The organism is Paenibacillus cymbidii, assembly GCF_004764705.1.
Lineage (GTDB): Bacteria > Bacillota > Bacilli > Paenibacillales > NBRC-103111 > Paenibacillus_AN > Paenibacillus_AN cymbidii.
The window spans coordinates 1-19,347 of sequence record NZ_SHLX01000015.1 but is presented as its reverse complement, the minus strand read 5'-3'; the positions used below and the strand labels follow the sequence as shown (position 1 = coordinate 19,347).

General features: G+C 60.5%; 18 protein-coding genes. 7 read left to right on the top strand and 11 right to left on the bottom strand.

All coding sequences use genetic code 11. The features are described 5' to 3' along the window. Window positions 1–24: 24 nt before the first annotated feature. From EXY20_RS20350 to urtA, 11 genes are all read right to left on the bottom strand, one after another. Entirely contained in the window at window positions 25–1,275 is a 1,251-nt protein-coding gene (locus EXY20_RS20350) for a response regulator (RefSeq protein ID WP_167859388.1), read from the bottom strand. Next, window positions 1,268–3,091: a cache domain-containing sensor histidine kinase gene (locus EXY20_RS20345; RefSeq protein ID WP_167859387.1), complete on the bottom strand. Its 1,824-nt coding sequence runs from the start codon at window positions 3,089–3,091 to the stop codon at window positions 1,268–1,270. Before EXY20_RS20345 ends, EXY20_RS20350 begins: the two co-directional genes overlap by 8 nt. A 105-nt stretch (window positions 3,092–3,196) precedes the next feature. Next, on the bottom strand, window positions 3,197–4,870 hold the full coding sequence (locus EXY20_RS20340; protein WP_135553943.1) for an extracellular solute-binding protein: 1,674 nt from the start codon (window positions 4,868–4,870) through the stop codon (window positions 3,197–3,199). 66 nt (window positions 4,871–4,936) lie between these two features. Continuing rightward, on the bottom strand, window positions 4,937–5,827 hold the full coding sequence (locus EXY20_RS20335; protein WP_135553942.1) for a carbohydrate ABC transporter permease: 891 nt from the start codon (window positions 5,825–5,827) through the stop codon (window positions 4,937–4,939). 27 nt (window positions 5,828–5,854) lie between these two features. After that, window positions 5,855–6,787 carry an ABC transporter permease gene (locus EXY20_RS20330; protein ID WP_235886115.1) on the bottom strand — a complete coding sequence of 311 codons (933 nt, stop codon included), beginning with the start codon at window positions 6,785–6,787 and terminating at the stop codon, window positions 5,855–5,857. Between the two features lie 130 nt (window positions 6,788–6,917). Beyond that, window positions 6,918–7,382 (bottom strand): spore coat protein GerQ, encoded by a 465-nt coding sequence (gerQ, locus tag EXY20_RS20325; protein WP_235886114.1) that lies wholly within the window; start codon window positions 7,380–7,382, stop codon window positions 6,918–6,920. 260 nt (window positions 7,383–7,642) lie between these two features. Further along, complete coding sequence (urtE, locus tag EXY20_RS20320; RefSeq protein ID WP_135553941.1) at window positions 7,643–8,338, bottom strand: urea ABC transporter ATP-binding subunit UrtE; 696 nt, start codon at window positions 8,336–8,338, stop codon at window positions 7,643–7,645. Beyond that, window positions 8,331–9,131, bottom strand: a complete 801-nt coding sequence (urtD, locus tag EXY20_RS20315) for an urea ABC transporter ATP-binding protein UrtD (RefSeq protein WP_135553940.1) — start codon at window positions 9,129–9,131, stop codon at window positions 8,331–8,333. Before urtD ends, urtE begins: the two co-directional genes overlap by 8 nt. Continuing rightward, window positions 9,049–10,191, bottom strand: a complete 1,143-nt coding sequence (gene urtC, locus EXY20_RS20310) for an urea ABC transporter permease subunit UrtC (protein ID WP_135553939.1) — start codon at window positions 10,189–10,191, stop codon at window positions 9,049–9,051. Before urtC ends, urtD begins: the two co-directional genes overlap by 83 nt. A 40-nt stretch (window positions 10,192–10,231) precedes the next feature. Continuing rightward, on the bottom strand, window positions 10,232–11,137 hold the full coding sequence (gene urtB / locus EXY20_RS20305; protein WP_135553938.1) for an urea ABC transporter permease subunit UrtB: 906 nt from the start codon (window positions 11,135–11,137) through the stop codon (window positions 10,232–10,234). Between the two features lie 109 nt (window positions 11,138–11,246). After that, the gene (gene urtA / locus EXY20_RS20300) at window positions 11,247–12,506 is read right to left on the bottom strand and encodes an urea ABC transporter substrate-binding protein (RefSeq protein WP_135553937.1); all 1,260 of its coding nucleotides are present in this window, start codon (window positions 12,504–12,506) and stop codon (window positions 11,247–11,249) included. Window positions 12,507–12,797: 291 nt separating this feature from the next. On the opposite strand from urtA, the gene EXY20_RS20295 reads away from it, so the two are divergent. The 7 genes from EXY20_RS20295 to EXY20_RS39520 all read left to right on the top strand — a co-directional run bounded on the left by EXY20_RS20295 (window position 12,798) and on the right by EXY20_RS39520 (window position 19,211). After that, window positions 12,798–13,520: an urease subunit gamma gene (locus EXY20_RS20295; protein WP_328592564.1), complete on the top strand. Its 723-nt coding sequence runs from the start codon at window positions 12,798–12,800 to the stop codon at window positions 13,518–13,520. Continuing rightward, window positions 13,517–15,250: an urease subunit alpha gene (gene ureC / locus EXY20_RS20290; protein WP_135553935.1), complete on the top strand. Its 1,734-nt coding sequence runs from the start codon at window positions 13,517–13,519 to the stop codon at window positions 15,248–15,250. Before EXY20_RS20295 ends, ureC begins: the two co-directional genes overlap by 4 nt. A gap of 24 nt (window positions 15,251–15,274) precedes the next feature. Continuing rightward, complete coding sequence (locus tag EXY20_RS20285) at window positions 15,275–15,964, top strand: urease accessory protein UreF (protein ID WP_135553934.1); 690 nt, start codon at window positions 15,275–15,277, stop codon at window positions 15,962–15,964. Window positions 15,965–16,069: 105 nt separating this feature from the next. Next, on the top strand, window positions 16,070–16,741 hold the full coding sequence (gene ureG / locus EXY20_RS20280) for an urease accessory protein UreG (protein ID WP_135554093.1): 672 nt from the start codon (window positions 16,070–16,072) through the stop codon (window positions 16,739–16,741). Beyond that, window positions 16,734–17,600 carry an urease accessory protein UreD gene (locus EXY20_RS20275; RefSeq protein ID WP_135553933.1) on the top strand — a complete coding sequence of 289 codons (867 nt, stop codon included), beginning with the start codon at window positions 16,734–16,736 and terminating at the stop codon, window positions 17,598–17,600. The genes ureG and EXY20_RS20275 overlap by 8 nt, the downstream gene beginning before the upstream one ends. Before the next feature lie 86 nt (window positions 17,601–17,686). Beyond that, window positions 17,687–18,634, top strand: a complete 948-nt coding sequence (gene cyoE / locus EXY20_RS20270) for a heme o synthase (protein WP_135553932.1) — start codon at window positions 17,687–17,689, stop codon at window positions 18,632–18,634. A gap of 34 nt (window positions 18,635–18,668) precedes the next feature. Then, window positions 18,669–19,211 (top strand): hypothetical protein, encoded by a 543-nt coding sequence (locus EXY20_RS39520; RefSeq protein WP_207671308.1) that lies wholly within the window; start codon window positions 18,669–18,671, stop codon window positions 19,209–19,211. The last annotated feature ends 136 nt before the right edge of the window (window positions 19,212–19,347 follow it).

Below are 19,347 nucleotides of genomic sequence, written 5' to 3'. Positions count from 1 at the left end.
ATTCCTGTTTTCCCGTGGCGCCCGTCAGGGCGTTGCGCCTTTCGTCCGGTAATCGCCTGCGCTGGTGCCGGTATATTCCTTGAACTTGCGATAAAACCAGTCCAGCTCGCGATACCCGACTTCTTTGGCGATTTCGTAAATCTTTTTGTCGGTGTGCAGCAGAAGCTCTTTGGCCCGCTCCATCCGCACCTGCAGCAAATACTGGTTGAACGATGCGCCGAGGTGCTGCTTGAACAATTGCCCGAGATAGGAAGGATGGAGGAACACCTGGCCCGCCATCAGCCGCAAATTCATATTCGACGCGTACTGCTCCTGCACCTTCAGCTTCACTTCCTCGATCAGCTTCTGCACCCGCTGCTCCTTCGACCAGCTGAAGCCTTCGCCGGCAACAACGGCGCCGCAGCGGGAGCCGGAGCATCCGTCAAGCGCACGAACCGCGCTTACATAAGAATAAACCAATTCGCGAAACGACGCTACCGCCCCTCCGACGGCGATCGTGACGTTCACGCGGGCGTATTGCCGGACGCGATCTTGCATGTTCCCGGCGAAGTCGAGCAGCGCCGCTTCCGTCATCTCCCGCTCCCCGCCGGTCAGCACAACGCCGCAGCGCAGGTCCGACTCTTCGAACACATACCCGATGCCTGCGCACAGCTCTTCGATCACATTGCGGGCGGCGAACCGGTTCAGCTTCAGCGTTTTGTCCGGCAAATAGGAAATCGTCGCGTCGTGGCGTTCGATTTCGGCCAGCAGCACCGCGTACTTCGCCAGATCGTCCTCCGACACGGCAAAATCGAACGATCGCAGCAGCTGCGCATCCTCCGTATAGCCGTGCGCCCACTGCCGCAGCAGCCGGTCGCGCACAACCGGCACGCCGTGGTACAACCGGCTGTGCAGCAGCGCTTTCTCCTCGATGGCAAGCCTGATTTGCCCCAGTTTGGCGCCAAGCTCCTGCGCCTCCACAGGCTTGAGCAAATAATCGGTTACGTTCAGCTTCATCCCTTGCCGGGCGTATTCGAAATCCTCGTATCCGCTGACGATGAGGATCGGCACGTCGGAAGCTTTGCGCACGTTCGCGATGAAACGCAGGCCGTCCATGCCGGGCATGCGAATATCGGTAATGATCAGCGAAAACGAATGGCTGTCCAGCAGCTGCAGCGCCATTTCGCCATCGTACGCCTCGGCGGCGATTTCGAAGCCGTGTTTCTCCCAGTCCAGCGAATAGACGAGCGATTTGATAGCCGCCGGCTCGTCGTCGACGATCAGGACGTCATACAAGCTCACTTCCTCCTTTCGGCGCTTGCTCCGATGATAAATCCGCCGCCGGCCCGGCGGAAGGAACGGCAAAGGCGACTGTTGTTCCGCCCGGGCCGCTCGTCACCGACAAGCCGCATTCCGGGCCGAACATGGCCAGCAGCCGGCGATGCACATTCTGCAAGCCGAAATGCTGCGCCCCCGTTTCGAACGGCTCCTCGGCCAGCAGCAAGGCGATTTCCGCCTGCCGTTCCGGGGCGATGCCCGGTCCGTCGTCGCAGACGCGGATGCGCACCCGCTCGCCTTCGCGCTCGAAGCTGGCGGTGATCCGCGTCGGACCTTTGCGCATCTCCGTCACGTGGTTGATGACGTTCTCCACCAGCGGCTGCAGGGACATCGAGGGGAGCGGCGTGTCCAGAAGCGTTTCCGGCATATCGAACGCAATGTGCAGCCGATCGCCGAAGCGATATTTCTGGATATGCAAATAGTTGAGCGTCAGCTCGCATTCTTCGCGAAGCGTTACGACGGGTTTGCGTTTTTTCAGCATCAGCCGGAACGATCGCGCGATCAAATTGACGAACCGGGCGTTGGCGGTATCTCCGCGCTCCAGTAAATTGCCTTGCACCGTGTTGAACACATTAAACAGGAAATGCGGATTGATTTGCGTCTGCAGCGCGTACAGCTCCGCCTCCTTCGTCCGCAGCTCCAGTTCGCGGCGTTTCAGCTTGCTTTCGTACACCTCATGGAACAATTCGTCGAGCTGTTGGACCATGCGGTTGAACGTGATGCCCATATGGCTGATTTCATCATTGCCGCGGATCGTCACATAAGACTGGAAGTTGTCGCTGCGAATCGTTCGCATCTTGCGCGACAGCTCGGTGAGCCGGCGCATCAACCCGAACGTGATCGCATAAATCGCCACCGAGCTGAGCAGGCAAGCGGCGACCAGCAGCACGATCGCCCAATTGCGCGTCCGTTCGATTTCGGGCAGCAGATCGCTCACCGGCACCATCATCACAATGCGGATGCCGCGCGCGACATTGCGCGAACCAAGCGTGCTGTGGAACACAAAATACGATTCGTCCCCGATCCGTAAAGAAAACTCGCCGGACGGCTGCGCCGAATCGGCCATCAGCCGGTCGTAATAAGGATAGTCGCCTAGGCGTGCCGGCTCCCCGTTCGGAGCGCCGCTGTCGATCAGGATGTCGCCGTCCGGCAGCGAAACGGTGATGCGTTTGCCTTTGCTTTCCTGATTGACAAGGTCGTAAAGCACTTGCTTGTCAATGTCCAGAGACGCCGACAGATCGGAGGCAGGGTCGGCGTAATTCAGCTTCTGCTTCAGGCTGAACAGCTGCTCGCCTGTCCATTGATCGCGCCCTGCGTCCATCCAATAGCTGCCCGTTGCCGACCGTTTCAACTGCTCGTACCAGCCGCCGGGCGCGCGGACACTGTCGTCGATCAAGGCGATGCCGGAGAACGTAAAGCTGCGGTTCGGCGTATAGAAGGCGATGCGCTGGATGCTTTTGGTCGTTTGCAGGACGGAAATGTACGGCTTGATAACGCGGAAATAAGCATCGTACGCCTCGCGATAATCGCCGTATTCGGCAAGCATCGTTTCCTGAAGGCCGACATTGAGATAGAGGGCGTAAGCGATTTCCTCGTAAGACGCCAGCTTCCGGTCCAGATTTTGCGACAGCTGGGACAACGTAACCGCCGCATTCGTCTTCACCTGGGCCAGAATGATGCGTGTGCTGCGCGTCACGAGCACATACGTAATCGCGCTCAGCAGCACCGTAACGATGAACAGATTGACCAGAAACAGCTTGATTTTGACGCTCATCCGGTTACGCCCCCAACGATTCGCTTCGAGCGACAAAAACGCCGGAGCTTCCGGGAGGGAAGCCCTGGCGCTTGCCATGACAGCATTGTAGCACAGGCGCGCGTTTTATTTGGTGTTGAAATCGGCCCAAATTTTCGTGAACGAGTCGTTGTATTTCGCTGCGCCGGCTGCGTTCGCGTCGGCCACGAACTGCTCCCAGTTTTTCGCGAACTCGTCGTCCGTTTTGGCCAGCACGATTTTCGGCAGGCTCTTGCGCCACACTTCCTCCAGCTTGACCCCGATCGCGCGCGTATCTTCCGGCGGCTGCAGCTGCCATACGTAGCCTTTCAGCTGCACGGCCGGCGGCAGCAGATCGGCCCAAGTCTCCGCTTTGTATTTGGCCAGTACGTTTTTCGTGTTTTCCGTGTACTGCTTGCGCACAAGCTCCTTGGTCATCGGCGTCGCGTAATCGCCGTCCGCCAGCTTGGCGCCGTCGCCGATGCCGAACCACATCGTCGGCGTTCCTTCGCTGTTGAAGCCGTCTTTGTACAGCGCGTCGGGATCCTTCGCCTTGCGGTCCAACCATTCGTCCAACACTTGCCGCTTGCCGTTTACTACTTTGTAGTGCGTGCCTTCAATGCCCCATTGCGTCAGCACCTGTCCTTCGTCGGAGAACAGGAAGTCGATGAACTGGATGATGCGCTCCGGGTTTTTGGCGTTTTTCGTAATGCCCCACTGGTGCGTGCCGGGACTGGTCGGCGTAACGGCGACCGACTTGTCGGCCGTTTTGTCGTCCATCAGAATCGGCAAGTGGGCGTACATTCGTTTCTCCTTGCCGTCGGCGCGCAGCGTGGCGTCCGGCTGGTCCGACAGCCAGTTCGGCGCATAGGCGGCGAGCACGCGGCCTTGCGCCAGCTTCGTTTTGAAGGCGGCGTCGTTCATCGAAAACGCTTCGATATCGAACAAGTTGTCGCGGACCAGGCTGTTCAGGAACTTGTAGTATTCCTTGGACCGGTCGGATACCGGGTTCCACTTGACGAGCGAACCGTCCAGATAAAAGTTGCCGTGATCCGGCAGTCCGCTTGCGCTGATCGACGGGTTGTTGAACATGATGTTGACCATGAACGATTCCATGCCGGCGGCGAAGCCGATCGTGTCTTTGCCGTCGATTTTCGGATTTTTGGCGGCGTACGCCTTGATGACGTCCTTCAGCTGCGCCAGCGTCTTGATTTGCGGGTAACCGGCGTCCTCCAGCACGGCCTGCTGCACAATGAACGGCGCCATCCGGTTGGCCGGCGCTTCCTTCGCCAGATTGACGGAATAGAGCGAGTAGATATGGCCGTCCTTGTTCTTCAGCGAATCGTAGTAGGAACCGAATTTGGCCTTGATGTTCGGCCCGTATTGATCGATCAGCTTCTCCAGCGGGACGACGGCGCCGGCTTCGATGTACTTCTGCATATGCAGCGCGTCGAGCCGGATGATGTCGGGATAGTCGCCGCTCGCCTGCCAGATGTCCCACTTCTGGAACATGTCGCCGACGATGACGTCATACTTGAGCGTCACGCCGGTTTTTTCCGTTATTTTTTTCGTAATCGGCGTATCCCAGGTCAGTTTGTTCTGATCGGTGCCGATCGAATAAGTGACCGGCGTCTTCGCCGCCGAGGCCGTGCCTTGCGCCGTGCCGGACGGCGAGCTTCCCGCCGTTCCCTTGTTGTCGTCCTTCGCGCCGGAACAGCCTGCGGCGAGCGCAGCCGTTACGGCCAGAGCCATCGCCCCCGCAAACCATCGCTTCTGCTTCATGCGACTCCCTCTTTCTTTGCCGAAAATGGCGAATCTGATTTATGACACGGCCGCGGACCGGTATCATCATTCTTTGACTGCGCCGAGCGTCATGCCTTTGATGAAATAGCTTTGCAGGAACGGGTACACGAGCAGAATCGGCACGGTGGCGATGATCGTCATCGTGGCGCGGATCGACTGCGGCGAAACGACCTTGACCGTCGACTCGTCCATATGCGTTTGGGCGGCGCTTTGCTGGTTGGAGGAATCGAGCAATATTTTCATCAGCTCGTATTGAAGCAGCGACAGCCGGGCATTGCGGCTGTTGTACAAGTAATTGTCGAACCAGGAATTCCAGTGCATGACGGCGACAAACAGCGAAATCGTGGCGACGACGGGCATGCTGACGGGCAGCACGATGCGGAACAACGTTTGAAAATCGCCGGCGCCGTCGATTTTGGCCGACTCGACAAGTCCCGCCGGCAGCTGCTCGAACGAGCTGCGCATCAGGATGATGTAGAAGCCGTTCACCAGCAAAGGAAGCAAATAAACGAAATAGCTGTTGACCAGATGCAAGTTTTTGATCAGCAAATAAACCGGGATGATGCCGCCGCTGACATACAGCGTCAGCACGATGAGCGCGTTCAGGCTGCGTCGCAGGACGAATTCCCGCTGGCTGAGCGCATAAGCGAACATCGCGGTGCAGAGGATGCCGAGCGCCGTGCCGAGCACCGTCCGCAGCACGGAACGCAGGGCGGCGCCGTAAAGCTGCTCGTTCGCGAAAAGCGTGCGGTAGTTGTCGAGCGTAAAGGCGCGCGGCACCAGGTAAATGTCGCCTTTGAGCGAATCGAGCGATTCGTTCAGCGACAGGGCAAGCAGGTTGAGGAACGGGTAAAGCGTCAGTGCGCCCAGACAAGCAAGCAGCGCGTAGTTGGCGCCGGCGAAGGCGATGTCGCCCAAGGTCGGTTTGGCTCTCACGACGAACGGTACCTCCCGGATTCAAGCTCAAATGACGCGGCCTTGTCCGAACCGGCCGGCAAGAAAATTGACGCTCAGCACAAGCGCGATGCTGACGCACGATTTGAACATGCTGATCGCCACGCCGTACGAATAATCGCCGATTTGCAGCGAATAGCGCAGGGCATACAGGTCGAGCACCTCCGAATAATCGACGACCATCGAATTGCCGAGCAGGAACTGCGATTCGTAGCCGCTCTGGATCAGCCAGCCGAGCGACAGCGTCAGCAGGATGAAGGCGGTTGGCAGCAAACTGGGCACGGAGATGTGCCACATGCGTCTGAAGCGCCCGGCGCCGTCGACTTCGGCGGCTTCGTACTGCTCCGGATTGACGCCGGCGAGCACGGCGAGATAGATGATCGTGCTCCAGCCGAGCTCCTTCCACAGGCTGGCCGCCGTATGAATGAACCAGAACCAGTGCTCCCGGGATAGAAAATAAACCGGCTTGTCGACCAGGCCGAACTTCGCCAGCATCTCGTTCAGCGTGCCGCCGTCCGGCGACAGGAACATCGACACAATGTTGGCGATAACGACCCAGGACACGAAATGGGGGATATACGTAATCGTTTGAATCGTACGCTTGAACAGGCCGACGCGCACTTCGTTCATCAGCAGCGCAAGCGCAATCGCGCCGAAAAAGCCGGTTGTCAGGTTAAGCGCGCTCATGACAAGCGTATTGCGCAGCACCAGGTAAAATTTGTCGTCGGCGAACAGCGCCGCGAATTTGTCCAGCCCGACGAACGGGCTGCCTGCCATTCCTTTGGCGACGGAATATTGCTGGAACGCCATCAGCCAGCCCCACAGCGGGACGTACTGGAAGACGACGACCATGGCCGCAAGCGGCAGCGTCATCAGCAGAAGCTGGCGCTGCCTGCGCCATTTGGCCGCCCGTTTCGAGCGCAACATCGCGGCAAGCGTCATCGGATCACCTTCTTGCTTCCCATTATCGGCGCAAGCGGGTGCGCGGGCAACCTGCCGACTTGCAAATGTTCACCTTAGTAACGGCAAAAAAAAGCCCCGGACCGAAGTCAGGGACTTGTGCGAATCGCCGTCAGCGCGGCTGCGGCTGCAGCGGGTAGTAATAATTGATCGGCTCGTCGAACGTGACGTAGTCGAGGTTGAGCATCAGCAGCAGGAACCGTTTGCCGGTAGCCGGATCGGAAAGCACGATGTGATCGCGGCCGGCCGCTTCGATGCGGCCTTTGAATATTTTGGCGTTCCATTCCGAGTTGTTCTCGTAAGTCATGTAGAACGTGCCGACCTTGCCCAGATTCAGCCGCAAAATGTTTTCCACATACGACTGCTCGCTCGGCAGCAAGCCGGGCACATTGACGCCGGTGCCGCTGGCCGAAGTGGTGGGCGATCCGGGAATCATCGAGCCGGACGGGTTGGGCGGCGTCGTTCCCGCCGGATACGTCATCGTCCCCATTTGCCGGGGAAAACCGTTTCCGACCGGATACGACGGATACCCGTAATTCGGGAAAGCGGTAGCGGGTCTTGCTTGATTGTCCTGCATGTCGGTAAGCTCCTCCTTTAATACGCGCTGCGTGGGTGCGTTTCGCCTGCGGGAGCGGTTTTCGTCCTCGCGCATGGGCGACTATAACGGCTTCCGTACAGTGTACCCGGGTAGGAGCGGAATGGTGACGCGGGGATGAGCCTATTTTTTGGGCGAAAGACGATTACAACCAATCGAACAACGACTCGAGCGCGCCCGCAGCGCGCGGACGACAAACAAGCCAGCCCGGGAACGGGCTGGCTTGCTGGGGGAGCGGGATTTCACACGAGCAGATGGCGTTTGACTTCCTCCACGCTGAGGTCGGCCGAATGCCCCTCGAGCACGACGGCGCCCTTGTCGATGACATAATAATAGTCGGCGATCGTCGTGGCAAAGGCGAGGCTTTGCTCCACGAGCAGCACCGACATCGTGCGCTCGCGTTTGATCGATTCGATTACGTGCTCAATTTCGGCGACGACGGAAGGCTGGATGCCTTCCATCGGCTCGTCGAGCAGCAGCAGCTTCGGTTCGGCGGCGAGCGCCCGGGCGATCGCGAGCTGCTGCTGCTGGCCGCCGCTGAGATCGCCGCCCCGCCGCTTCAGCATCGTCTGCAGCACCGGGAACATCGCAAACAGCCGCTCCGGAACCTGCTTCATTTTGCGCGGGGACGCTTCCAGGCCGAGCCGTAAATTTTCCTCCACCGTCAATTGGGAGAAAATGTCCCGGCCTTGCGGCACATACCCGATGCCGGCGCGCGCCCGTTTGTCGGGCGGCTGCTTGCCGATCGCCTCACCGCCGAACGCGACGGTGCCTCGCCTGGCCGTCAGCAAGCCGATGACGCTTTTCATCAACGTCGTTTTGCCGACGCCGTTGCGGCCCATCAGGCAGACGATCTGCCCGGGCTTCACCTTCAGCGAAACGCCGCGCAGCACGCTGCTTTCGCCGTATCCGACCTCGAGATCGGCGATATCAAGCATGTTTGACCACCTGCCTTCCGAGGTACACTTCCGCCACGCGCGCGTCGTTCTGCACGTCGGCCATCGTGCCTTGCTTGAGAATGGCGCCTTCGTGCATAACCGTCACCGTTTTGGCGAATTGGCGGACGAATTCCATGTCGTGCTCGACGACGATGACGGATTGGCGGGAGCTGATTTTGTGCAGCAGCTCGCCGGTTTTTTCCGTCTCCTTGTCGGTCATGCCGGCGGCCGGCTCGTCAAGCAGCAGCAGCTCCGGCTCCTGCACGAGCAGCATGCCGATTTCGAGCCACTGCTTCTCGCCGTGGGAGAGCGCGCCGGCCGGCCGGTTCGCTTGATGCGCCAGCCCGATCAGCTCGAGCGTCGCCAGCGGCCGCTCGGCGTTCGACGGCTTCTTCCCCGCCAGCAAGGCGGCGAACAGCCCGCGCGCCTGCTTCGCCGACAGCAGCAGATTATCGAGCACCGTCAGGTTGGCGAAGACGGAAGGCGCCTGGAATTTGCGGCCGATGCCGAGCCGGGCGATCTGGTGCTCCTGGTAGCGGGCCAGGTCGTGCCGGCCGGCGAACACGACTTCGCCTGCGGACGGCTTCACTTTGCCGCAGATGACGTCGAGCAGCGTCGTTTTGCCGGCGCCGTTCGGTCCGATCAGGAACCTCAGCTCGCCGGCGCCCAGCGTAAAGTCGACGCCGCGAATCGCCTTGAAGCCGTCGAAGCTAACCTCCAGGCTTCGGGTATACAGGATCTCCGCCGGTTCCTTCCGCGTGCCTGGCGGTGCCGCTTTCGCCGCGTTGTCCATGTGCAAGCCACCCCCTCGCCGACAGACGTGCCGCAGCCGATTTGACGGCGCCGACGATGCCGCTCGGGAAGAACAGCACGACGGCAATATAGAGCAAGCCGAGGAAGATCGGCCAGATGTCCGGGTATGCTTCGCTGAACGACGTTTTCGCCGCGTTGACGACGATGGCGCCGATCACCGCGCCGTACAGCGTGGCGCGTCCGCCGACGGCAACCCACAAGGCCATCTCGATCGACGGCACGATGCCCATCTGCGCCGGCGATATGATGCCCTCCTGCAGCACGAACAAGATGCCGGCCAGCCCCGCCAGTCCGGCGGAGACGCAATAAATGAACACTTTGTACGCTACCGGGTTGTAGCCGAGAAACCGGACGCGGTTTTCGCCGTCGCGGATCGCCTTCAGAATGTTGCCTAAGCGGCCGGCGGTCATCCAGACGCCGAACGCCAGCACGAGCAGCACGAAAGCGAGCGTCACGTAATAAAACAGCAGCTTCGTCGATGGGGAGGCGAGCGTCAGGCCGAGAAACGTATCGAAGTTGGTCAAGCCGTTCGTGCCGCCGGTGAAGCCTTGCTGGCCGACGAACAGCGTCACGGCGATAATGACGAGCGCCTGCGACAGGATGGAGAAGAAGGCGCCCTTGATCCGGTTGCGGAACGTCAGGTAGCCGAGCAGGCCGGCGAGCAGGGCGGGGATGGCGATGGCAAGCAGCAGCGCGACGGGCAAATAATGAAACGGCTGCCAAAACCACGGCAGCTTCTCGACGCCGCTCCACGACATGAAGTCGGGCAACTGGCCTTGCGACGCTTTCAGCTTCAGGTACATCGCCATGCAGTAGGCGCCGAGGCCGAAATAAACGCCGTGGCCCAGGCTGAGAATGCCGGTGTAGCCCCAGATCAGATCGAGGCCGACGGCGATGATCGCAAACGCCAAATATTTGCCGAGCAGCGACAGCCGGAATTCGGACAGCAGCGCCGGAGCGGCAAGCAGCAGCGCCAGCAGGACGCCGCTTGCGATCAGCTTGATGCGCACCGGCGCCTTGGCGGCAAGCGTTGACAGCATGGGAAGCACCTCCGGTAAAATCAAGTTGAAAGCGGCCGGTTTAATCGAGCGAGCGCGACTTGAGTGTCACCAGTCCGGCCGGCCGCCATTGCAGGAACGCGATGATGAGCGTAAAAACGAGCACCTTGCCGAGCGAGGCGGTCGTCGAATATTCGAACGCCGTATTGAACACGCCGATGCCGATCGCTCCGAACACCGTACCGGCGATTTTGCCGATACCGCCGAGCACGACGACCATAAACGCGTCGACGATGTAGTACGTGCCGACATTCGGCCCGATCGGGCCGAGCAGCGACAGCGCGCAGCCGGCGATGCCGGCCAGGCCCGAGCCGAAGGCGAACGCCTGCGCGTCGAGCCGGCGCGTCGAAATGCCGAGCGCCGACGCCATGTCGCGGTTCTGCATGACGGCGCGCATGCGGCGGCCGCCTGCCGAACGGTACAGGTAGCTGTAGATGACGACGACGCAGACGATGACGAGCCCGAGAAGGAACAGCCGCTTGTACGGCAGAATGACGCCGTCCGCCACGGACCAGCCGCCGTCCAGCCACGACGGCGCGGTGACGGCGACGTTCGGAGCGCCGAACGTAATGCGCGCCAGCTGCTGCAGAATCAGGCTGACGCCCCAGGTGGCCAGCAGGCTGTCGAGCGGCCGGCCGTAGAGCCGGCGAATCAGCGTCACTTCCAGCAGCCAGCCGATGGCGAAGCTGACGGCAAAGGCGATGCCCAGCGCCGCAACGTAATAGAAGCCGAACCATTCGGACGGGAAGGCCTGCTGGAAAAAGCGCTGCGCCATATAAGCCATATAGGCGCCGACCATAATGAATTCGCCGTGCGCCATGTTGATGACGTTCATCAGCCCGAATGTGATGGCGAGTCCGAGCGCGATGAGCAGCAGAATGGAGCTCAGGCTTATGCCGTTGAACAATTGCATGATAAGCGTGCTCATGGCTTCCTCCTTTCCCATACCTCCCGCAGGATGCAGCAGCGGACTGCCCGACCGGGCAGCCCGTCTGTTGCGATCTTCTCTCTTTCTGTTATTTGGTCACCTTTATTGGTTATTTCGTCACTTCGGCGCCCCACGGGTATGTTTTCAGATACGGGTCCGGCTTCAGCGCCTGGCCGGAGTTCCACACTTCCTTGATCATGCCGTCGGCCTGGATTTGGCCGATGCGCGCCGTTTTGTACACGTGCTGGTTGTCGCCGTCGATCTTTACCTTGCCTTCCGGCAGGCTGAGCTCGATGCCCTTGGCGGCGGCCTTCACCTTCTCGACGTCGGTCGAGCCGGCTTTCTTCACCGCTTCGGCCCACAGGTAGACGGCGTTGTAGCCCGCCTCCATCGGGTCGGACGTTACCTTGTCCTTGCCGTACTTCGCTTTGAAGGCGTCGACGAACTTTTTGTTCTCCGGAATGTCGGTCGTTTGGTAATAGTTCCAGGCGACATAATGACCGGCCATGATCGCGGGCCCGATGCTGCGCACTTCTTCTTCGGCGACGCTGACGGACATCGTCGTGATGTCGTTCGGCCCGATGCCGGCGTCTTTCAGCTGCTTGAAGAACGCCACGTTGGAATCGCCGTTCAGCGTGTTGTAAATGACGTCCGGCTTTGCTTGCTTGATTTTGGCGATGATCGTGTTGTAGTCGGTATGGCCGAGCGGGGTGTACTCTTCCGCGACGAGCGTACCGCCCTCCGCTTTGAGCTGTTCCTTGATGATCTTGTTGGCCGTTCTGGGAAATACGTAGTCGGAGCCGAGGAGGTAGAACTTTTTCCCTTTCTCTTTGAGCAGCCAGGTGACCGAAGGAATGATTTGCTGGTTGGTTGTGGCGCCCGTATAGAAGATGTTCGGCGACGATTCGACGCCTTCGTATTGCACCGGGTACCAGAGGAGTCCTTTGTTCTGTTCGAATACCGGCAGCATCGCCTTGCGGCTTGCCGACGTCCAGCCGCCGAATACGGTCGCGACCTGGTCCTTCTGCAGGAGCTTCTTCGCTTTCTCTGCGAAAGTCGGCCAGTCGGACGCGCCGTCCTCGACGATCGGCTTGATTTTTTTGCCGAGTACGCCCCCAGCTGCATTGATTTCATCGATGGCAAGCAGTTCGGAATCCCTGACGGTCACTTCGCTGATGGACATCGTGCCGGTCAAGGAATGCAAGATGCCGACCGGAATCGTATCGCCGCCGGCCGCAGAAGACGTTGCCGCCGAAGCGGCAGGCGACGCTCCCGTTTCCTCCGCCTTCTTGCCGCATGCTCCTAGCGCCATCACGGATGCCAAACTCACTGCAACGAACAGTACGGCCGATGCTCTCTTTTTCCCCATCCTATCCACTCCCGTTTTCAAAGTGTCTTTCAAGGCCACTATAATCTTGGAACAACTTGGATGTCAATATAGGTGACACAAAAATATTTTATTCGTCCCAAAATGGTCTGTAAATGCGGGGTAAATGAAAATTTGCCCAAAACCGAATGGTTTTTGCGTAAATCGGGTAGAAATTTCAATAAATATAACATAAATATAACATAAAAATGAATATTAAATTACATGAAAGTTACTTCAACCCGTTTACATCGTGCCAAATACCGAATATACTTTTGCTAAGCCAAGGCGAATATGCGGATTTGGAACGGAGGCGGTCCGGTCATGCATTGGACGGAACGGGAGAAGGAGAAGCTGCTCGTTACGCTGGCGGCCGACCTGGCCAGAAGGCGGCTGGCGCGCGGCGTCAAGCTGAATGTGCCGGAAAGCGTCGCGATTCTTTCGTCGGAGATTATGGAGGGGGCGCGCGACGGCAGGTCGGTTGCCGAGCTGATGGCATACGGCCGTACGGTGCTGAAGGCCGATCAGGTGATGTCCGGCGTGCCGGAGATGATTCGCGAAGTGCAGGTGGAGGCGACGTTCCCGGACGGGACCAAGCTCGTCACCGTACACGACCCGATTGCGCCGGCCGGCGAAGCGGGCGTCGTCGTGCCGGGCGAAATCCGCGTCGCGGACGGAGCGCCGATCGAATTGAATCAAGGCCGGCGGACGGCGGAGATTCTGGTAGGCAATACCGGCGACCGGCCGGTGCAGGTCGGTTCGCACTTTCATTTTTTTGAAGTGAACTTGTCGTTGCGCTTCCCGCGCGAGTTGGCGTTCGGCATGCGGCTCGACATTCCCGCGGGAACGGCTGTGCGCTTCGAGCCGGGCGAAGAGAAGCCGGTGACTCTCGTCGAGCTGGGCGGGCGCAAGCTGGCGTACGGCTTGAACGGGCTGACGAACGGACTCGCGGAAGCGGGACGAATGTCCGAAGAAGCCGGGAGTCGATGGCGCGGGAAGGAGGCGAACCGGCCATGAGCCGCATGGATCGGCAAGCTTATGCGCTGACTTTCGGCCCGACGGCGGGCGATGCCGTTCGTCTGGCGGATACGGAGCTGTGGGCGGTGATCGAGCGCGACTATACGGTGTACGGCGACGAATGCAAGTTCGGCGGCGGCAAAGTGATTCGCGACGGCATGGGGCAATCGAGCCGCGCTACGCGGGAGGAAGGCGTGCTCGACACGGTCATAACGAACGCCGTCGTGATCGACCATTGGGGCATCGTCAAGGCGGACATCGGCATCAGGGACGGCCGTATTGTGCGTGTCGGCAAGGCGGGCAACCCGGACATTATGGACGGCGTCGATCCGGACATGATCGTGGGCGCCTCGACGGAAGTGATTGCCGGCGAAGGCCGGATCGTAACGGCGGGCGGCATTGACACGCACATCCATTTCATTTGCCCGCAGCAGATCGAAACGGCGCTCGCCTCCGGCGTCACGACGATGATCGGCGGCGGCACCGGGCCGGCGGCCGGCACGAACGCCACGACGTGCACGCCCGGCGCGTGGCATCTGCACCGCATGCTGGAAGCGGCCGATGCGTTCCCGATGAACCTCGGCTTCACCGGCAAAGGCAACGCCTCGTTCCCGGAGCCGTTGACCGAGCAGGTGGAAGCGGGGGCGATCGGACTCAAGCTGCACGAGGACTGGGGGACGACGCCGGCGGCGATCGATGCCTGCCTGCAGGTGGCGGACCGCTACGACGTGCAGGTGGCGATTCACACCGACACGCTGAACGAAGCCGGCTTCGTCGAAGACACGCTGGCGGCGATCGGCGGCCGGACGATTCATACGTACCATACGGAAGGCGCCGGCGGCGGCCATGCCCCGGACATTATTCGCGCCGCGGCGGAGCTAAACGTCATGCCGTCGTCGACGAATCCGACCCGGCCTTTTACGGTGAACACGATCGAAGAGCATCTCGACATGCTGATGGTGTGCCATCATCTCGACAGCCGCATCCCCGAAGACGTGGCGTTCGCCGATTCGCGCATCCGGCCGGAGACGATTGCGGCGGAGGACATTCTGCACGACCTCGGCGTATTCAGCATGATGAGCTCGGATTCGCAGGCGATGGGGCGCATCGGCGAAGTCATCACGCGGACGTGGCAAACCGCGGACAAGATGAAGCGCCAGCGCGGCAAGCTGGCGGATCCGGCGGGCGCCGGCGCCGCCTGTGCGGCGGGAGACAACTTCCGCATCAAGCGCTATATCGCCAAGTACACGATCAATCCGGCCATTACGCACGGCGTGGCGCATGTCGTCGGTTCGATCGAGCCGGGCAAGCTGGCCGATCTTGTGCTGTGGCAGCCGATGTATTTCGGCGTCAAGCCGGAGACGATTTTGAAGAGCGGCATGATCGCCTACGCCCAGATGGGCGATCCGAACGCGTCGATTCCGACGCCGCAGCCCGTATTCGGGCGGCCGATGTTCGCCGCCTACGGCGGGGCGGTCGCATCGACCTCGGTCACGTTTCTGTCGCAAGCCGCTTACGCCGGCGGCGTGCACAAGAAGCTCGGGCTGAAGCGGCGCATCGAAACGGTGTGCGGCTGCCGCGACATTACAAAGAAGAGCATGATTCACAACGACGCGACGCCGGCGATCGAAGTCGACCCGGAAACGTACGTCGTTACGGTCGACGGCGAGGCGCTGGCTTGCGAGCCGGCGCAATCGCTGCCGATGGCGCAGCTGTACTATATGTTCTGATTCGCGGCGGACGGGGGGCGGAGGATGGATTCGGGCGGATGGCTCGCTTACGCGCAATTTCTCGATTCGGCGCTGCCCGTCGGCGGCTTCTCTCATTCGTTCGGTCTGGAGACGCTCGTGCAGGAGGGAGGCATTCGTTCGCCGGCCGATCTGCGCGCTTACATCGAGGCGATGCTGGCGTTCGGCTGGGCGCCGGCGGACGCGATGGCCGTCAAAGCCGTGTACGTATACGCTCCTGAAGGAGAATGGGAGAAGTTGTGGCTAGTCGACCGGATGCTGCATGTGCAGCGGATATCGGCGGAGTCGCGCGACGGCGCGCTGAAGATGGGCCGCCGTCTGCTGCGGCTCGGCAGGTCGATGCACCCGCGGCTGGCTTGGGAGCCGCTTGGCGAAGCGGTGCGCGCAGGCGCTTGTTTCGGCACGCACCCGCTCGTGCACGGCTGGATCGCTTGGCAGCTCGGCGTTCCGCTCGACACGGCGGCGCAAGGCTATTTGTACGCCGCGACGGCGGGCTGCATCGGCTGCGCGCTGCGGCTGATGCCGATCGGCCAGACGGAGGGCCAGTCGCTGCTCGCCGCGCTGCTGCCGGAGGCGGAGCGGGCGTGGCGGGCCACGGCTGCCGCCGATCCGCTCGAGTGGAGCTGCCATGCGCCGGCCAACGAATTGGCGATGATGCGCCATGAAACGCTGTATTCGCGTTTGTTCATGTCATGACACATTTGGATCAAGCCGTTCAATCCATTTCGGAAAGGGAGTTGCGCCATGAGGCTTGAGAGAAATCGGCTTCGCCATTCTTTCCGTCCGTTCTTCGACGGCGAGATGCGCCGGTACCATCGGACGGGCAGCGATCACCACCACGACGACTGGGAGCGGCCGCAGACGGATCGCAGCCGGCCGCTGCGCATCGGCATCGGCGGCCCGGTCGGCTCGGGCAAAACGGCGCTCGTCGAGAAGCTGGCCCGCCGGCTGAACCGGCGGTACAGCATTGCCGTTATCACAAACGACATTTATACGAAAGAAGACGCGCTGATCCTGACCCGCTCGGAGGCGCTGCCGCCGGAACGCATCATCGGCGTGGAGACCGGCGGCTGTCCGCATACGGCGATCCGCGAGGACGCCTCGATGAACTTCGAGGCGATTGAAGAGCTGGAGGCGCGCTTCAGCCATCTCGACATGATCTTCATCGAAAGCGGCGGCGACAATTTGGCTGCGGCGTTCAGCCCTGAGCTTGTCGACCGCTTCGTCTATATCATCGATGTGGCGCAGGGGGAGAAGATTCCGCGAAAGGGCGGTCCCGGCATCATGCGTTCCGACTTGCTCATCATCAACAAAATCGACCTTGCGCCGTATGTCGGCGCGAGCCTTGAAGTGATGGACGCCGATACGAAGCGCATGCGCGGCGACCGGCCTTATTGCTTCTCCAATCTGATGAGCGGCGAAGGCGTCGACCTGCTGGAAGCGTGGGTGGAACAGCAGCTTCACCATGCTTGAGCGCGCTTATACGGGCGAGTTGGAAGCGGTGTTCGCCCGTGCCGGCGGCGGCGCGACCCGGCTCGCCCGCTGCCGGCACGCGGCGCCGCTCAAGGTGGCCAAATCGTTCCCCCGGGCGGACGGCTCGCTTGCCGTCTGCATGATGGACTGCTCGCCGGGCATGCTGGCGGACGATCGCTACTTGATCGAGCTGACGCTGGATGAGGGGGCGGCTGTTTTCGTCACCAACCAGTCGTACACGAAGGTGCATCCGTCGCGCGAGCGGCCGAGCTCGCAGCGGACGAAGCTGACGCTGGGGCGCGGCGCTATGCTGGAGTACCGGCCGGAGCCGGTCAGTCTGTACCGGGACGCCAGCTTCTCGTCCGCAACGGACATTGCGCTTGGTCCGGGCGCTGCGCTGCTGCTGTCCGACATCGTTGTGCCGGGCCGGGTGCTGCGCGGCGAAATGTTCTGCTACGCGGCCTATGCCGCCGCGATGAACGTATTCTGCGGCGGCGAGCTGATTTATTGCTCGCGGCAGCGGATCGCGCCGGCAACCCCAACGGGGAGCGGGTACGGCAAGCCGGGAATATGGGCATCGTACACCCATCAGGGAGCGATGTACGTATTTGCCGACCGGCTGCAAGCCGATTTTGCCGCGCGGCTGCGCGAGCGGCTGGAGGAGCAGTCCGGCGAGGTCGCCTCCTGGCGCGAGGCGGGGGAGCTGGCGGTCGGCGCCAGCATGACGTACAAGCACGGAGCCGTCGTCTCCGTGCTCGGCCGCAGCGCGTGGCAGCTGCAGCGGACGATCGCGCTGGCGTGGACGATCGCGAAGGAATGGCTGACGGAGCCCTCCGCGCAACGTTCGACAATATTATGAAAACTGGCCGATCTCGGTTGTAAAACCGGGGTCGGCTTGTTATCATAATAACGTGTCTAGGGTAGCAAGCAAGGAGGGATTCATCAATGGACAATCAAGTCAGCCTTGACGATAGAACATCGTTCGCAGGCGCCGCGTCCGCGCCGGAGGAACAGGCGGCGGTGAAACCGGCAACGTGGCGCGATTTTGTGCACTTGGCCAAGCCGGGCATTTTGTTTTCCAATTTGATTACGGCGGTCGGCGGCTTCTGGATCGCTTCGAAGTGGGACATCGACGGCATGTTGATGCTGTGGACGATGCTGGGCACCGTGCTCGTGATGGCGTCCGGCTGCGTGCTCAACAACTATTTGGACCGCGACATGGACATCAAGATGAGCCGCACGAAGAAGCGCGCGACCGCGACCGGGGCCGTCAAGCCGGGAACGGTGCTCGTCTACGGCATTACGCTCGGTGTCGCCGGACTGGCCATGCTGCAATTTTTGGCCGCTTCTTCGCTAGCCGCTCTGCTCGGTTTGCTTGGCCTGTTCGTCTACGTCTGGGTGTACACCGCCTGGCTGAAGCGCACGTCGGTGTGGAGCACCGTCATCGGCGGCATCTCCGGTGCGGTTCCGCCGGTGATTGGCTATTGCGCGGTGACGAACGAGATCGACGCCGGCGCCTGGATCCTGTTTGCGATCATGTTCCTGTGGCAGCCGCCGCACTTCTGGGCGCTTGGCATCCGTCGCCGCGAAGAGTATCGCGCCGCGGGCTATCCGCTGCTGCCGGTCGTACACGGCGTGTTCCCGACGAAGATCAGCATGGTGCGTTACGTCGTGCTGCTGGTCCCGGCATCGCTGCTGCTTTACATGTACGATTACGTAGGCGAAATTTATTTGTTCGCCGCGGCGATCATGGGGCTGATCTGGACGTTCATGAGCGTCGCCGGCTTCAGGGCGAAGGACGAAGACCTGTGGGCGAAGCGGATGTTCATGTATTCGATCAACTACTTGACGCTGCTGTTCCTCATCATGGTAATCGACACGAACGGATTGTAAGCTGAACGAGGCGGCCGCGAGGCCGCCTTTTTCGTTGTTGCCGGAAGCAGAATCAGAAAGCGGAACCAGAAGGGGAGACAGAAGCAGAGACAGGAGCAGAGACAGGAGCAGAGACAGGAGCAAGAGACAGGAGCAGAAGCAGAAGCAAAACCGGAAGCAGAAGAACAGCAGAAGCAGAACAGCAGAACAGCAGAAGCAGAAGCAGAAGCAGAAGCAGAACCAGAACCAGAAGCAGAAACTAGAAGCAGAACCAGAACCAGAACCAGAACCAGAAGCAGGAGCAGGAGCAGGAGCAGGAGCAGGAGCAGGAGCAGGAGCAGGAACAGGAGCAGGAGCAGGAACAGGAGCAGGAGCAGGAGCAGGAGCAGGAGCAGAACCACAACCACAACCACAACCACAACCACAACCACAACCACAACCACAACCACAACCACAATTACCTTTAAACGCATTACTACACTTAGATTCGTCTCAAACAGCGGAAATGGACAACCTTACTGCAAATGTGCGCTTGATTTCCTGGTTCGTTCCAATAATCGGTTATATTCGAAGATCTTTAATGTATTTTTACATTTAGAACTATCGAACTGAATTTAGACTAGAAAGTAGACACACTGTAACAGCGACCTGATACAATACAAACAAACGAAAGGTCGAGGTGTGTCATGGGAAATATCCGCCAACATTTTGATGAGGAGTTCAAACGCCAAACG

Excerpts from the sequence above, each read along its gene's own strand:
- EXY20_RS20345 (WP_167859387.1), bottom strand. The coding sequence starts at position 3,091 with ATGAGCGTCAAAATCAAGCTGTTTCTGGTCAATCTGTTCATCGTTACG.
- EXY20_RS20340 (WP_135553943.1), bottom strand. The coding sequence starts at position 4,870 with ATGAAGCAGAAGCGATGGTTTGCGGGGGCGATGGCTCTGGCCGTAACG.
- EXY20_RS20330 (WP_235886115.1), bottom strand. The coding sequence starts at position 6,787 with ATGACGCTTGCCGCGATGTTGCGCTCGAAACGGGCGGCCAAATGGCGC.
- gerQ (WP_235886114.1), bottom strand. The coding sequence starts at position 7,382 with ATGCAGGACAATCAAGCAAGACCCGCTACCGCTTTCCCGAATTACGGG.
- urtE (WP_135553941.1), bottom strand. The coding sequence starts at position 8,338 with ATGCTTGATATCGCCGATCTCGAGGTCGGATACGGCGAAAGCAGCGTG.
- urtD (WP_135553940.1), bottom strand. The coding sequence starts at position 9,131 with ATGGACAACGCGGCGAAAGCGGCACCGCCAGGCACGCGGAAGGAACCG.
- urtC (WP_135553939.1), bottom strand. The coding sequence starts at position 10,191 with ATGCTGTCAACGCTTGCCGCCAAGGCGCCGGTGCGCATCAAGCTGATC.
- urtB (WP_135553938.1), bottom strand. The coding sequence starts at position 11,137 with ATGAGCACGCTTATCATGCAATTGTTCAACGGCATAAGCCTGAGCTCC.
- urtA (WP_135553937.1), bottom strand. The coding sequence starts at position 12,506 with ATGGGGAAAAAGAGAGCATCGGCCGTACTGTTCGTTGCAGTGAGTTTG.
- EXY20_RS20295 (WP_328592564.1), top strand. The coding sequence starts at position 12,798 with ATGCGGATTTGGAACGGAGGCGGTCCGGTCATGCATTGGACGGAACGG.
- ureC (WP_135553935.1), top strand. The coding sequence starts at position 13,517 with ATGAGCCGCATGGATCGGCAAGCTTATGCGCTGACTTTCGGCCCGACG.
- EXY20_RS20285 (WP_135553934.1), top strand. The coding sequence starts at position 15,275 with ATGGATTCGGGCGGATGGCTCGCTTACGCGCAATTTCTCGATTCGGCG.
- ureG (WP_135554093.1), top strand. The coding sequence starts at position 16,070 with ATGCGCCGGTACCATCGGACGGGCAGCGATCACCACCACGACGACTGG.
- EXY20_RS20275 (WP_135553933.1), top strand. The coding sequence starts at position 16,734 with ATGCTTGAGCGCGCTTATACGGGCGAGTTGGAAGCGGTGTTCGCCCGT.
- cyoE (WP_135553932.1), top strand. The coding sequence starts at position 17,687 with ATGGACAATCAAGTCAGCCTTGACGATAGAACATCGTTCGCAGGCGCC.